The organism is Aquitalea sp. LB_tupeE, from assembly GCF_013391415.1.
In the GTDB taxonomy this organism is placed as follows: Bacteria; Pseudomonadota; Gammaproteobacteria; order Burkholderiales; family Chromobacteriaceae; genus Aquitalea.
In genome coordinates this window covers 61,882-77,277 of sequence record NZ_JACAXB010000028.1, presented here as the reverse complement: position 1 = coordinate 77,277, position 15,396 = coordinate 61,882, and the positions used below count along the sequence as shown (strand labels likewise).

General features: G+C 57.7%; 11 protein-coding genes. 4 read left to right on the top strand and 7 right to left on the bottom strand.

All coding sequences use genetic code 11. The annotated features are described in order from the left end of the window. The first annotated feature begins 46 nt into the window (after positions 1-46). Complete coding sequence (locus HWX34_RS14555; protein WP_178972919.1) at positions 47-1,381, top strand: APC family permease; 1,335 nt, start codon at positions 47-49, stop codon at positions 1,379-1,381. 71 nt (positions 1,382-1,452) lie between these two features. Here HWX34_RS14555 and speA read toward each other — a convergent pair whose 3' ends face one another. The 4 genes from speA to HWX34_RS14535 form a co-directional block, all read right to left on the bottom strand. Next, entirely contained in the window at positions 1,453-3,333 is a 1,881-nt protein-coding gene (gene speA / locus HWX34_RS14550) for an arginine decarboxylase (RefSeq protein WP_178972918.1), read from the bottom strand. A 356-nt stretch (positions 3,334-3,689) separates the two neighbouring features. After that, complete coding sequence (locus HWX34_RS14545; RefSeq protein ID WP_178972917.1) at positions 3,690-4,979, bottom strand: FAD-binding oxidoreductase; 1,290 nt, start codon at positions 4,977-4,979, stop codon at positions 3,690-3,692. A 110-nt stretch (positions 4,980-5,089) separates the two neighbouring features. Beyond that, complete coding sequence (locus tag HWX34_RS14540) at positions 5,090-6,271, bottom strand: ABC transporter ATP-binding protein (RefSeq protein ID WP_178972916.1); 1,182 nt, start codon at positions 6,269-6,271, stop codon at positions 5,090-5,092. A gap of 585 nt (positions 6,272-6,856) precedes the next feature. Continuing rightward, complete coding sequence (locus HWX34_RS14535) at positions 6,857-8,644, bottom strand: GGDEF domain-containing protein (RefSeq protein WP_370459753.1); 1,788 nt, start codon at positions 8,642-8,644, stop codon at positions 6,857-6,859. A 207-nt stretch (positions 8,645-8,851) separates the two neighbouring features. On the opposite strand from HWX34_RS14535, the gene HWX34_RS14530 reads away from it, so the two are divergent. The 3 genes from HWX34_RS14530 (at position 8,852) to astE (ending at position 11,574) form a co-directional block, all read left to right on the top strand. Next, the gene (locus HWX34_RS14530) at positions 8,852-9,640 is read left to right on the top strand and encodes an alpha/beta fold hydrolase (protein ID WP_178972914.1); all 789 of its coding nucleotides are present in this window, start codon (positions 8,852-8,854) and stop codon (positions 9,638-9,640) included. A 38-nt stretch (positions 9,641-9,678) separates the two neighbouring features. Further along, positions 9,679-10,464, top strand: coding sequence for an enoyl-CoA hydratase-related protein (locus tag HWX34_RS14525; RefSeq protein WP_178972913.1), 786 nt, complete (start codon positions 9,679-9,681; stop codon positions 10,462-10,464). 102 nt (positions 10,465-10,566) lie between these two features. Continuing rightward, the gene (astE, locus tag HWX34_RS14520; RefSeq protein WP_178972912.1) at positions 10,567-11,574 is read left to right on the top strand and encodes a succinylglutamate desuccinylase; all 1,008 of its coding nucleotides are present in this window, start codon (positions 10,567-10,569) and stop codon (positions 11,572-11,574) included. Positions 11,575-11,645: 71 nt separating this feature from the next. On the opposite strand, the gene flgL is transcribed toward astE, so the two are convergent. From flgL to flgJ, 3 genes are read right to left on the bottom strand one after another with little or no spacing between them, the layout of a single operon-like run. Next, positions 11,646-12,560: a flagellar hook-associated protein FlgL gene (gene flgL, locus HWX34_RS14515; RefSeq protein WP_178972911.1), complete on the bottom strand. Its 915-nt coding sequence runs from the start codon at positions 12,558-12,560 to the stop codon at positions 11,646-11,648. 15 nt (positions 12,561-12,575) lie between these two features. Continuing rightward, positions 12,576-14,375 (bottom strand): flagellar hook-associated protein FlgK, encoded by a 1,800-nt coding sequence (gene flgK, locus HWX34_RS14510; RefSeq protein ID WP_178972910.1) that lies wholly within the window; start codon positions 14,373-14,375, stop codon positions 12,576-12,578. Positions 14,376-14,421: 46 nt separating this feature from the next. Further along, a complete protein-coding gene (gene flgJ / locus HWX34_RS14505; RefSeq protein ID WP_178972909.1) occupies positions 14,422-15,387 on the bottom strand; it encodes a flagellar assembly peptidoglycan hydrolase FlgJ in 966 nt (321 codons plus the stop codon). Positions 15,388-15,396 lie beyond the last annotated feature (9 nt).

Here is a 15,396-nt window from a genome sequence, read left to right as displayed (position 1 = left end):
CAGGCTCATGACAACAAACAAAAACATGAGCCACAAAGGAGAAACAATGGAAACGAAACAACTGGAGCGCTCGCTGACGCTGGGCTCCGTGGTGCTGTTTGGCCTGGCCTACATGACGCCCATCATCGTGCTGGGGACCTTTGGCATCCTGGCGCAAATGACCGATGGCATGGTGCCCTCCTGCTATCTGGTGGCGCTGGTGGCCATGCTGTTTACCGCCTACAGCTATGGCCGCATGGCAGCGGCCTTTCCGGTGGCCGGTTCGGCCTACACCTACACCCGCAAATCCATCCACGCCAAACTGGGCTTTCTGGTGGGCTGGGCGGTGCTGCTGGACTATCTGTTCCTGCCCATGGCCATCTGGCTGATCGGCGCGGCCTATCTGGCGTCGGCCTTTCCCAGTATTCCGATGGCGGTGTGGGTGATTGCCTTCATCGTGTTCACCACGCTGATCAATATTGTCGGGCTGAAGATGACCAACACCGTCAACTACCTGATGATGCTGCTGCAATTCCTGGTGCTGCTGGCCTTTGTTGCGCTGTGCATCCACTATGTGGCAGGCGATGCCAGCAAGCCTTTGTGGAATCTGGCGCCCTTCTTCCGTGGCGACATGAAGCTGCCGATGATCATGGCCGGTGCCGCCGTCGCCTGTTATTCCTTCCTCGGCTTTGATGCGGTCAGCACGCTTACCGAGGAAACCCGCGATGCACGCCATACCATTCCGCGCGCCATCATGTGGATTACCATCATCGGCGGGCTGATTTTCGTGGTGGCGTCCTACTTTGTGCAGCTGGCCCACCCGTCCAGCCAGTTCAAGAGCGTGGATGATGCCGCGTTCGAGATTGCCAAGAATATCGGCGGCGACCTGTTTGCCAGCATCTTCCTGATCGGCCTGATCATCGGCCAGTTTGCCTCCGGCCTGTCGGCGCAGGCCAGTGCCTCGCGTCTGCTGTACGCCATGGGCCGCGACACGGTGCTGCCGCAGTCCGTGTTCGGCAAGTTGCATGCGCGCTTTCGCACGCCGGTGAACAATCTGGTGATTTGCGGCGTGGTAGCCTTGCTGGCGCTGAAGCTGGATGTCACCACCTCCACGTCATTCATCAACTTTGGTGCTTTCCTCGCCTTCAGCTTCGTCAATCTGTCGGTGATTGCCCACTACTACGTGCGCCAGCGCCGTCGCGCACCGCGTGACTTTTTCCTGTTCCTGCTGTTCCCGCTGATCGGCATGCTGGCCGACCTGTGGCTGCTGGTCAGCCTGGATGGCCGCGCCATCATGCTGGGCCTGATCTGGCTGGCAGTCGGGATTGCCTATCTGGCCAAGCTCACCGGTTTCTTCCGCCGCGAGCCGCCGGAACTGGATTTTGTCGAAGCCGAAGGCTGATTTTCTGAGAAAAATACGCAAAAAAGCCCTGATTTCTCAGGGCTTTTTCTTTTGCATCAAACCTGTGCGGCTTACACCGACAGATAGGACGACTGCTTCAGACCACGGCAGAACTCGGCAAAGAACACATTGCGCTCGTCGCTGGACAGGTCGGCCGCACGGGCTTTTTCCTCATAACGGTTGAGGATTTCCTCCGGCGACAGGTGTACATAGCGCAGCATGTCTTCGATGGTGTCATGCTCCTCGACACCGGCAAATTCCAGCTGGCCGTTGTCACGCACGTAGACGTTGACCGAATCGGTATCGCCAAACAGATTGTGCATGTCACCCAGGATTTCCTGGTAGGCACCCACCATGAACACGGCGATCAGGTACTCCTTGCCGGGTTCAACATCGTGTACCGACATGCTGGATTCAATACTTTGCTGGTCGACATACTGCTTCACCTTGCCGTCCGAATCGCAGGTCAAATCCTGCAGCACCGCGCGGCGGGTGGGCTGCTCGTCCAGCCGGTGTACCGGCATGATGGGCAGGATCTGGTCGATGGCCCAGGTATCCGGCAGGCTCTGGAACACCGAGAAGTTGCAGAAATACTTGTCCGCCAGCTTGTCGGTCAGTTCGTCATACACCTGGCGCTGCGAACGCTGGCTGGCTTGCAGCTGGCGATGCAGACGACGGCACAGCGTGGCGTGCACGTCCTCGGCCATGGCCTTTTCCTTCAGCGAAATGCGGCCGGCAGAGTACAGGTCGGACACATCGGACGCATAGTGGCTGGCACGGTAATAGATTTCCGTCACCATTTCTTCGTCGGTCAGCTCCATCAGCTCGAACAGCTTGCGTACAGGCTTGGCCAGCACCGACAGGTCGTCCACTTCCGGCACGCGTTCCGGCAGGCGTTCCACGTCGGTCACGTTCATGATCAGCACCGCATGGTGGGCAGTCATGGCGCGGCCGGATTCGGACAGGATGCGCGGATGCGGAATGCCGTTTTCGTCGCAGAACTCGGCCAGCATCGACACGATGACCTGGGCGTATTCGTCCATGTCGTAGTTGATGGAGCTGGCATTGCGCGAATGGGTACCGTCGTAGTCCACACCCAGACCACCGCCTACATCGACGTGGTCAATCGGCAGGCCCAGCGCACGCAGTTCGGCAAAGTAACGCACGGCTTCGCGGAAGCCGGCACGGTAGTCGCCGATATTGGCAATCTGCGAACCCATGTGGAAGTGCATCAGCCGCACGCAGTCGGACATGCCGGCGGCAGCCAGCTTGTCGGCAGCGGAAATCAGCTGGGCGGCGGACAGGCCGAACTTGCCTTTGTCACCGCCGGTATCCGCCCATTTGCTGCTGGCCAGCGAGGACAGGCGCACGCGCATGCCCAGCATCGGGCGCACGCCCAGCTTCTGGCTTTCTTCAATCGCCAGGTCAACTTCGGATTCTTTTTCGATGACGATGAACACCTGATGGCCCAGCTTCTGGCCAATCAGCGCCAGGCGTACGAATTCGCGGTCCTTGTAGCCATTGCAGATGATGGTGCCGCCCTTGGGCGCCAGCGCCAGCACGGCCATCAGTTCCGGCTTGGAGCCCGCTTCCAGCCCGATGGACACCTCGCGAGTGGCGATGATGCTTTTCACCACCGCTTCTTGCTGGTTCACCTTGATCGGGTAAATGGCGGTATAGCGATTGCCGTAGTTTTGCGTGGCAATGGCATTGTCAAACGCGCGACACAGGCGTGTGACGCGGTCTTGCAGGATATCCGGAAAACGCACCAATAGCGGCAGATCCAGACCTTTTGCCCCCAGTTGACGGCTCAATTCGTGCAGATCGATACGTGTGGCATGGCGTACATTCGGCTGCACCTGAATGCAACCGTTGTCGCCCACGTCGAAATAGCCCGCCCCCCAATGCCGGATGCCGTACAGGCTCCGGCTATCAGCCACAGTCCAAGCCATGAGATTTTCCCTCAATGATTCGATGGATAACCCCGCTCCTTAGTGCGCGGCTTTCGGGCTACAAAGCTTTTATGTGGGCCTGGGATGTCGGAGCGAAACAATTGATTGTCGGTGTTTTGCATTGCAAAACGAGCGCGGATTTTAACAACATCACGCAGCTTGACAAGTAAAAATTTGATGACGGGGCCACAGCGGCATTTTTTGGGGCAAAGTCCTGTCCGGCACAGCTCGGCATGGCGGCAAAAAAACGGCAAATATGCTGCCCGATCAGGCTTTTGACGGCATATCTTCCATTTTGTCCTAGCACACAATAAATAGCAGCCGTCTGGCATGCACACACCGGCGACGCGCCCTCTTTACAGCGCATCCTTGATCCGATAATAGGCCATGCCCAGCACCAGCGCTGGCGTGCGCAACAACTTGCCACCGGGAAAGTCGCGGTGCTTGAGGCGGGCAAACACATCCAGCCGGCCAGCGGTGCCGGCAATCGCCTCGGCAATCACCTTGCCGGCAATCCCGGTGACATTGACCCCGTGGCCGGAAAAGCCCTGCATATAGTAGATATTGCCATCCAGACGCCCAAGGTCCGGCGCACGATTGACGGTAATGTCGCAAAAGCCGCCCCAGGCATAGTCCACCTTCACATCCGCCAGCTGCGGAAACACCCGCAACATATCGCTACGCATGGCTCCGGCCAGATCATGCGGCTCGCGTCCGGAGTAACTCACCTTGCCACCAAACAGCAGACGGTTGTCCGCCGACAGGCGGTAGTAATCCAGCACGAAATTGGTGTCGCACACCGCCATATTGTTGGCGATCAGGCTGGCAGCGCGTTCACGCCCCAATGGCTCGGTGGCAATCACATAGGTGCCGGCCGGCATGATCTTGCGCTCCAGCTGTGGCAGCAGTTGGCCAATATAGGCATTACAGGCCAGCACCACATGCTGGCAACGCACTTGCCCCTGTTCGGCATGCACCACTGGCTGTGCGCCCTGCTCCAGCCGCAATACCGGGGACTGTTCGTAAATCTTCACCCCGGCGGCAACGGCGGCACGCGCCAGACCCAAGGTGTAGTTGAGCGGATGCAAGTGGCCGGAGCGCGGGTCAAACAAACCACCCTGATAGCGCTCACTGCCCAGTTGCTGCGCCAAGGTGGCCTTGTCCCATAGCTGCATGCCGTCATAGCCGTATTCGGTTTCGGCCTCTTGCTGCCAGGCTGCCAGCTCCTGCATATGACGGGGCTTGATGGCCGCATTGCAGAACCCGCGCGTCCAGTCGCAATCAATGCCGTGTTTTAGCACCCGATCATCGATGATGTCGACTGCCTCCACCGACATGTCCCACATCACCCGCGCCAGTTCGCTGCCCAGTTGCGCGCGCAAGGTGTCGGTGCCGCAGGCATAACCGGCAATCACCTGCCCGCCATTGCGCCCGGAAGCACCAAAACCGATGGCACTGCCTTCCAGCAAGGTGACAGTAAAACCGCGCTCGGCCAGGTTGAGCGCGGCGGACAAACCGGCCAGTCCGCCGCCCACCACGCAGATATCGGCACTGACCGCGCCTTGCAGTGGCGGGCAGGCCTCCCAGTGGCTGGCACTGGCCTGGTAGTAGGACGGCACGGCAGGCTGATGGGCGAAGCGGAGCATGAGAACCTCGGAGACAGGAAGTTGAATTGCGTGAAACAAAAGCCATGACTACGGGCGTAAAAAAAGCGGACACACTGATGATGTATCCGCTTTTACCTTCTGAATTGGCTTTACATGGTCAGGATGACCGGTGCATCGGCACGCCAGCTGACAAATACCGGGTCGCCCCAGGTGGGAGCGGTTTCGTCGGCATCGTACCAGCGCGAGGACGGCACCACTGATTTGACAATTTTGCCGCTGGCCAGCTTGATGTGGAACACGGAGTAGCTACCCATGTAGGCAATGTTTTCCACCACACCGGAGGCCATGTTCGGGCCGGCTGCCACGGTCTTGCGGTCCAGGCGTACATCTTCCGGACGCACACTGGCCCACACATGCATGCCCTTGGGACCGGTAATACCGTGGTCGATACGCACGACACCGCCCAGTTCCTGCGAGGTGATTTCCACCCGGTCGGCTTCATCAACAGTCACCGCACCTTCGAACATATTGGTTTCGCCAATGAATTCGGCGGTGAAGCGACAGTTGGGGTAATCGTAGATTTCGGTCGGGGTGCCCACTTGCAGCAGCTTGCCTTCCGACATGATGCCGATGCGATCCGCCATGGTCATGGCTTCTTCTTGGTCGTGCGTCACCATGATGCAGGTCACGCCCACCTTTTCGATGGTACTGGCCAGTTCCAGCTGGGTTTGCTGACGCAGCTTCTTGTCCAGTGCACCCAGCGGTTCGTCCAGCAGCAGCAGTTTAGGGCGCTTGGCCAGGCTACGCGCCAGTGCCACACGCTGCTGCTGACCACCGGAAAGTTGATGCGGTTTGCGGTTGGCGTACTTGCGCATCTGCACCAGGTCCAGCATTTCGTCCACACGGGCGCTGATTTCCGCCTTGGGCAGCTTGTCCTGTTTCAGGCCAAAGGCAATGTTTTCAGCTACGGTCATGTGGGGGAACAGGGCATAGCTCTGGAACATCATGTTGACCGGGCGCTCGTACGGTGCCTGGCCGATGACATCTTCGCCATCCAGAATGATTTTGCCCGAGGTGGGGTTGTCCATGCCTGCCAGCATGCGCAGCAGGGTGGACTTGCCGCAGCCGGAACTACCCAGCAGCGCGAAAATTTCGTGTTGTCTGATTTCCAGATCAACATTGTCGACAGCAACGTGGTCGCCGAATTTTTTGACCACCCCGCTGATTTTCAGATAAGGCTTGTCATTGGCTTGCACTTTCTGAACCTGCTTGGCAGCCTGTGTACCAGCATTTGATTGAACCGGCTTGTTGGCCGCTACAGCATCCGTCATGATTTTGCTCCCTCCTACTATTCCAGCCCAGGCGGCTGATTTCGCGTGTCCGCGACCTGAATAACGGTCAGCTTACAGAAAAGGCAGGTTTACCACCTTTTCACTCGCACCTAAATCCGCTTTCAAAACAATACCAGTCCCCACCGTGAATGGGCAGTGTCTGGCAAAGAAAAAGCGGGAAAAACGGTCAAACCGGAAACGATACCTTCATGGGGGGGCCTACTGAAGCGGGCGTAGCCTGTGTTGACGTCATGGACGGCAATGCGTGCTGCGACATGGTTCATGCTGGCTCCTCCCCTACTCTCCCGAACGATCTGGTCAGCACTGTGCATTGATCAAATTGGAGTGAAACACCCCCTCATGTCATGCCAGCATTACTGCCCAAAGCAGTCTATACGCTGCTCTTTTGCTGGAGAGAAGCCTAGCTTACGTTTAATAAATTTGACAAGCCTCAAGACAAAACTTGATCAAAAGTGAGCGAGCAATGTGGCTTTCAGGCCTCACAGTGCTGCATTTGGGGGAAAAAACATGAATAGGCACTTCACATTTGATACAAAACCGGCTCTCAGCGCATGTCTGTTTAATTCATCGAACAAGGCCGCCAGCCCCTTGCGCCAGCCGCCGTTCGACAAACAGGCTGGTGCCGGCCTGCTTCTTGGCCTGTTTCTTGGCGTCAGCCGTGGCAGCACCCACTTCGTAATGCGTGGGAAACTGGCCCGGTGCCACCTTGACCACCCCCACCGACAGGGAAGTCAGCGGAAAATGCATGGGTTCACCATTACGGCCCGGCATGTCAAAACCACCGCTGGCCAGATGCGCGGGATCAAACATTCCCCGGACTTCCGCGTCGAATTGCTGCAACATCTGTTCCAGGCGTGGTCGCCAGTCTGACGACTGCAGCAGCAAGGCGAAGTCATCCCCACCCACATGACCGACAAAATCGCGATCCGCATCCACACAATCCACCAGCAGCCTGGCCAGCAGGCAGATCATCTCGTCCCCGGCGGCATAGCCGTACAAATCATTGAAGGGTTTGAAATTATCCAGGTCGGCATAGGCCACCACAAACGGTAGCTTCGCCTCCAGCAAGCGGTCTATCGCTTCGGACAAAGGGACATTGCCTGGCAAGCCGGTGAGCGGATTGGCATAACGCGCAGCGGAAATCTGCAACTCGGTCATTTTGCGCATCAGGGCAAAGCCGGTCCCCATACCCAGGTACTGGCCGTTTTCGGTAATGATGAAGCCATCCACCAGATAACGCTGCTCGGACGCCACCACCAGCGTGGATAAATCATGCACGCTCAAGTCGGCATTCACGATCAAGGGCTGCTTGTCCATCATCGTGGTACAAGGCTTCTTGCCATAGAGTTCGCGATTGAATGGCCGGGCAAAACTTTCCAGCAGATGATGACGCCGCAGCAGGCCAACCGGCACGCCATCTTTCACCACCGGGATGGCAAAGCGGGACGGGTCGCGGTCGAACAGGCGATAAGCCGCCTCATTGGGCACATCCGGCGTCAGGCAGGGTACTTCCTGCAACACATCCCGCGCCGTGGCCTGCATTTGCCAGGGCGTTCGGTTGCGACCGCCCTCCCACACCACGCCGTTGACGTGAATCTGCAAATCGAGCGCAGGCACCACACTGGGTCGCGCCAGCAGATAGCCCTGCCCATAGCGCACACCCAGCCTTTGCAAGGTACGCAACTCGGCCTGGGTTTCAATCCCTTCGGCCACCAGCATGGCACCGGACTGGCGGGCAATGTCTACCATCGAGCGGACAAATTGCTCTTTGAGCGGGTCCAGATGCAGCTGCTGCACAAAGTGTTTGTCAAGTTTGACAAAGTCCGGCCGCAACTCGGACCACAGCCGCAAATTGGAAAAGCCTTCGCCAAGATCATCCAGCGCTATACGAAAGCCATTGTCGCGGTAATGCGTGGTAGCGCAGCGCAAACTGGTATAACAGGCGGCGGGGGTTGTTTCGGTCACTTCAATAATGATGCGCTCGGCAGCCAGGCCGATTTTCTGCAGGAAAGCCAGCGTTTCACCCTGCCGATGTTCGGGTGCCAACAAGGTTGCCGGGCAGATATTCAGAAACAGCAAACCGGACAAGCCCAGTTCGACAAATCGTTCCATGGTGACCTGACGGCAAGTTCGATCCAGCATGACCGTCAGCTGGCAGCGCTCGGCCTGGTCGAACAGGCTGACCGGCGAATGCAGCGGGCTGTTCGACGGCCCGCGAATCAAGCCTTCATAGCCCAGCACGCCACCGGTAGTGAGATCGACAATCGGCTGGAATACCGGCTGCAGGCGTCGCTCGCTGATGATTTCTTCCAGTTCGTGACAGCGCGAAGCCAGCTGAGCCAGCTCGGTCACGTCCTTATGCGGCGTACAGTCCATAGCGATGGTTTGATTATCCGGCCAATGTACAAACTGGTACTTTAAACCGTACAAATGACAATCTCTTTACCCAGCCACGGGTAAATCTCAACAAAGAGACCGCTTGCTGGCTCTCCATCGGCAATGCGGCCTAGAATGACAGAAACGACCATCCGCGCAAGCCATCAACCGCAGGAGTCTTCCATGCCCCATCTCGCACTCGGTAGCCACTCGGTTTTTTATGAAATCAGCGGTCATGGCCAGCAGGACTTGCTGCTGTTCAATGGCATCACCATGTCCACACCGGCCTGGGGCCTGATGATGCCCGCACTGGAAAGCCAGTATCGCGTCATCCGCTTCGACTTTCTGGGCCAGGGACAAACGGATAAGCCAGTTGCCGAGAAATACACGCTGACGGAGCAAGCCGACCTGGCAGCTGCCTTGCTGGATGCCTTGCAGCTATCCCAAGTCTTTCTGGTAGGGCTGTCTTATGGCGGCATGGTGGCCCAGCACTTTGCCCACAGACACGGGCAGCGGGTGCGCAAGTTGCTGCTGGCCTCTACCCTGGCCTGGTCGGACGAGGCGAATAACCGCATCAGCCAGAGCTGGATTGAATGCAATCAGGCAGGCGGACTGGATTTGCGTTACAACGCCAGCATACCCTGGCTGTTTTCCAGTCGCTTTCTCACGGCCAACGCGGCCATGCTGGAAGACATGAAAACACTGGCCGGCATGGTGGACTGGGACGCAGTCATCCGCCTGATCAACGGCGTGAAGGAACATGATGCCCGCAACTGGCTGCCACAGCTTCAGCTCCCCTGCCACATCCTGTTAGGCGAGGAAGACCGTCTCACTCCGCTGTATCAGGCGGAAATCTTGCAGCAACGCATTCCGCATGCCACGCTGGAACAAATTCCGCACGCTGCGCATGTCCTGCATATCGAAGCGGCAGAAGCCTTCAGCCGCAGCATCATCCGCTTCTGCCAGCCCTGACGGGGCCAACAGTCAAACAACAACAAAGGAGAACCCCCATGGAAGAGGCCGTACTGCTCAAGGTAAGCCCGCAAGGCATTGCCACCATCAGCCTGAATCGTGGCGAATTGCACAATGCGCTGGATGACAAGATGGTGGACTTGCTGACCGCCACCCTGGAAACACTGGCCGAAGACGACAGCGTTCGTGTCGTGGTACTGACTGGCGAGGGCATCAGCTTTTCGGCGGGCCATGACAGCGCCTGGCTGCGACGCCTGACCGAATTTGATGAAAGCCAACAAAGACGGGATGCCCAGCGCTTGTCCCGTTTGCTGGAAACGCTGGACCACCTGCCCAAACCCACCATTGCACGGGTACAAGGCTCGGCCTTCGGCATTGGCGCTGCATTGATTGCCTGCTGCGACGTTTCCATCAGCGTGTTCGAAGCCTTGTTCTGCTTCTCCGACGTCAAGCTGGGCATCATTCCGGCACTGGCCGCACCCTACATCATGCGTGCCATCGGTCCGCGTGCCGCACGCCGCTATTTTGTCACGGCAGAGCGCATCAATGCCGGCAAGGCACGTCGCCTGGGACTGATTCACCAGACCGTGGAAAACGATGAACTGGATGATGCAGTGGAACACATGTGCCGCCAGTTGCTGCTGAACGGCCCACATGCCATGGTGGCGGCCAAGCAATTGATTCGCGACATCGAACACCGCGACATTGCCCCCGCCGTCATCGACCTGACCATAGACCGCATGGTGGCCTTACGGCGCAGCGAGGAAGGCCAGGAAGGCGTCAAGGCTTTCCTGGAAATGCGTAAACCCGGCTGGATAGACTGAAGTTTGCCCAGAAACGGCATGCCCGTTCATCAGCGCGGCATGCCGGCTGCACACCGGACAGAAATGGTTACAATCAAACATCGTTTCTTGCCTGGACTGCCGATGACCACCCAGCCCTCCCGTTTTCTGCAACACGTACTGCAAGCAAAAGACCCTACCCAGCAAGACTGGCAACTGGCGGATGGCGTCCTTGCCCGCTGGCATGCTGGCAATGTCGTGGAACTGTTCCCAGCCAACCAGCACAGCAAGCCTGCATTCATACTGCTGTCCTGCGGCATCCACGGCAATGAAACGGCACCTATTGAAGTGATCGACGCCATGCTGGCCGATATTGCCAGCGGCACCCTGCCCTTGCACCACCGGCTGCTGGTGGCTTTTGGCAACCCCAAAGCCATGCAGCAAGGCGAGCGCTATCTGGATTACGATCTCAATCGCTTGTTCAATGCTGCCCACCAGCAGCATGCCAACGCGCAGGAGGCCGCTTGTGCCGCTTTGCTGGAACAAGCGGCCGGGCGTTTCTTTGACCAGGCCCCGGCACATGCAGCACGCCTGCATTACGACCTGCACACCGCCATCCGTGGATCGGTATACGAAAAATTTGCCATCTACCCTTTCCTGCAGCAGCGCGCGCATGATACGGCCCAGTTGGCCTGGCTGAAACACTGCGGTATCGAAGCCGTGCTGCTGCACAGCAAACCGGCCAATACCTTCAGCTACTACACCAGCCACGTATATCAGGCACATGCCTTCACGCTGGAACTGGGTAAGGCACGTCCGTTTGGCCAAAACGATCTGACACGCTTTGCCGGTATCGACCAGGCTTTGCGCCAATTGCTGAGTGACACCACGCCGCCGCTGGCTGACTATCAGGCGGACGACTATCCGCTGTTCCGGGCCAAATACGACCTGATCAAACACAGCGAGGCCTTCCGTTTGCATCTGGATGCGCAGGTGGAAAACTTCACCGCCCTGCCCGATGGCTTTGTCATTGCCGAGGATGGTGCGCAGCGCTATGTCGCCAGTGGCGGAGCGGAACGCATCCTGTTCCCCAACCCAGGCGTCAAGCCCGGCCTGCGGGCTGGCATCGTGGTGGAACCCGCCACGCTGTAAGAGCGCTCCTGCCCATGAAAAACGGCTACCTTGTGGTAGCCGTTTTGCTTTTGTGCTGCCCGGGGCCGGACTCAAGACATATAGTTGAACAAGGACAGGTTGGTGACCTTGTTGTACACCAGCTGACTGTATTTGAGCGAGGTCTGGGTCTGGGTGAAGCTGGTGATGGCACTGGGCATGTCCAGATCCTGCAAGTCACTGATGCCACTCTTGTACTGCAAGCCCAGTTGGGTGCCCATGTCCTGCACGCTTTGATTTTCCTGACGTCGCGCACCAATCGAGGCAATACTGGTGGACAGGTTTTTCTGCGCGGAATCGAGTGCTGAAATGATATTTCCCATATCCGTGGTATAGGTCGACGGTTTTGGATTTTGCGCCAGCAGATCATTCAGCGACTTCAAGGTATCAAACACCGCAGTGGTGCTGGTCGCATTGCCAAATACATTACTGCCGGGGTCGGAAATCTGCATGCTGCGCGAGGCACTGATGGGGACGTTACGCTGACCGGTATCCCCCTGATAAGTCGCAGCATAAGTCGCATCCAGCACAAAAGGAGGGGTATCCACCTTGTTGCCACTGAACAGGTAGTTGCCCTTGCCATCGGTAGCGTTGGCGTAACCCGTCATTTCCGAAATACCTTCTTGCACCTGTTTCTGAATCATCAGCAACTGGTCGGACGACAGCACGGTATTCCCTGCCTGGATGGCGGAAGCTTTCAGGCTGGTCAGCAAGTTTGACGCATTGGTCAGCTGCGACTCTGCCAGCGACAAAGTGGACTCCACCGCCTTGGTATTGGTGATGTACTGGGTATTCATCCCGTCAGACTGGTTCAGCTGCAAGATGCGCGCAGCGGCAACCGGATCATCAGCAGGCGTAACCACGCGCTTTTGCGTATCGAGCTGGGACTGCAAGGACTGCAACTGCGACTGCAGCGATTGCATGTCGTAGGTGCCGGTCATATAGGAAGTAGCGGTACTGATTCTCATGATTCAACCCTCGCCTCAGCCACCCATTTGCAGGATTTGCTGGAATAGTGTCTGTGCAATCTGGAGAACCTTGCCAGATGCCTGGTATGCCTGTTGGTACTTGATCAGGTCGGCGGCTTCCTGATCCATGTTCACGCCGCTGACATTGGAGCGCGAAGTCGTGGCTTGCTGCAGCAATGTGGTTTGCGACGATGACGCCAGCTTCACGGTATTGGTGGCATTGCCCACATAACTTACCGTCGTCGAGTAGAAAGTCTGGAAGGACTGCAAGCCGGTATTGGTACCATCCTTGTTTTCATCGACGATCTTGCGCGTCTGCAAGCCCATCATCTCGCCCAGATTGTTACCGTTGCCGCTTACCGCCGTGCCAGTGGGCACCGGTGCGACATTGATGGTCATGCCGGCCTTCATCTGGCCGGACAGCTGGAACTTGATACCCAGATCATTGGCAGGGGTCGCATTGTCCACCAGCTTGTAGCCATTGGATACCGTGGGGTCGGGTACGACATTGAAAGTCTGACCATTGTCCGGACCACCGGTGAGGGTGGCAGTGATGCTGGTTGCCGTGGTGGCATTGATGGTCATGCCGGTCAGGCCAGTAACCGGATGGGTCGATACCGAAGGCGGCGACGAAGTACTGGTCCAGCCATAAGTACCGGGCATGCTGGCCCACACGCCAGACAGCGTGACCCCACTACCGGAAGGGGTGATGCCGGCACTGCCCAGTTGCAAGGAAGACGAGGCAGCCAGCTTGGAGGGGTCGGCCAGCAACAATTGCATATTGGCCACGGCATCCTGCGGATGGGAGGCGTAACTGGTCATGTCGGCAAAGATCAGCCCACCCTGATTGCCGGACAAATCGCGCCCAAGCTGGTTCTGATAATTCATGGCCGTGGTGAAATCAATGGCTAGCGTGCCCAGCTTTTTCTGGGTAGACAGCAAAGTACCGTCACGGAAATCGAGATAACCCGCCAGTTGGCCACCTGCCAGCGCGGTACTTGGCACCACGGTATTGGTGCCATTGGCGTTGGGATAGGTTACCTGCACGTTTGCAGGATTGGTGGGATCGTTTTGCGTACCCAGCTTGGTCACGTTATTGCCCATCACCAGCGCCTGGCCATTACCGATGAACACGCTGTAAGTACCGTCGGACTGTGGCACGGCTTTGGCACTGACCAGCTTGTTCAGCTGCTCCATGGCCTGGTCGCGCTGATCCATCAGGTCGTTTGGCTGTTGCTGGGTATTGCTTGCTGCTGCGGCAGCAATCTGATTGTTCAGATCGGCAATATTCTGTGCCAAGGCATTGATGCTGCTTACCGTGCTGGTAATTTGCGAATTCACCCCGGCTTGCATCTGCGTCAGGTTATTGCCAATGGCGGTGAAATTGGATACCAGTGCCTGGGACATATTGACCACGGTCTGCCGGCTGGGCACCGAGGACGGGTCTTGCGACAGGGTTTGTAAACTGCTGTAGAAGCTTTGGAAAGAATTGCTCAGACCAACTGTAGGGTCGGACAACAGGTTGTTGATCTGGTTGAGCTGGGACAGCTGGCTGGAATAGTAATTACTGCCGGACTGGGCAGTGAGCACCTGCATATCAAGATATTTGTCATAAATACGGCTGATGCCGGTGATATCCACGCCCTGACCCAGGTAGCCGAAGCCTTCTTGCTGCGGCATGCGCGCAGCCTGACTCAACACCTGGCGGTTATATCCGGGAGTATTACCATTGGCAATATTCTGGCCGACAACAGACAGGGCGGTTTGTGCCGCATTCAGGCCACTGACGCCAATGGAAAATATATTTGAGCCCATTTTTTCCTCTCTGCTGTTATATCGACTGCAACTGCTTAAACTTTAATCAGGATCTGGCCGACTGCTGTGCCAGCGTCGCCGCCACATCAACCAGTTTGCGTGCATAGCGCGGATCGGTGGCATAACCACCGTTCTGCAAGCCTTGTGCAAAGCCCGCGACATTACGACCCTGGTTGAGTACAGCCTGATAACGTGGTGACTCTTTGAGCATGCGTGCATAGTCGCTGAACGCATCGGCGTAGGAGTCATAAGAGCGGAAGCTGTCCACCCGTTTCTGCGGCACACCATTGACATACTCGGTGGTGGTAATGCTGGTGGACTTGCCTTGCCAATCACCGCTCGCCTTGATGCCAAACAGGTTGTGCGAGTTACTGCCATCTGCATTGCGAATGGCACGCTTGCCCCAGCCGCTTTCCAGCGCGGCATGGGCCACCACAAACTCCGGTGCCACACCCAGTTGCGCTGCAGCTTGCCGCGCATGCGGCAACAAGCCCTGTACAAAGCTCTTGCTGTCACCGCCTGCCGTAACCGTTGCCGTCGGTGTCGCCGTACTACTGCTGGCAGTGGCCGCTTCCGCCTGTGCTGCCTGATAGGCCTTCAGCGCCGAGGACTGGCTGAAGCGGCTGGCCAGTACCGGACCGGATGAAGCAGGCCGTAACTGCGTGGCATCCGCGCCCGGGTCAAGTCCTTGCTGCTTTGCAATCTGCTGATAAACCAGGTTGGCAATGCCCATCCCCCCGGCTTTGCTGAGCGACTGCACCAGTTGCTGGTCCAGCATGCCGCGGTAGGTGTCCATGTCGGAATCCTGTTCGTCATCGAACTTGGTCTGACGCATGGTCTTGAGCATGGTCCCCATCAACAGGGCTTCAAACTGCGACGCAGCCTCCTTGGCAGCACCTTGCGGGTCCTTGGCCATACGCGCACGCAGACCGGACATCTGGGTCGGGTCTACCGCCAGTTGCTGGTTCTGGGCATCGGCTGCCGTATAGCTAGGGGAAAACTGCGTCGTCATTACTCGCTC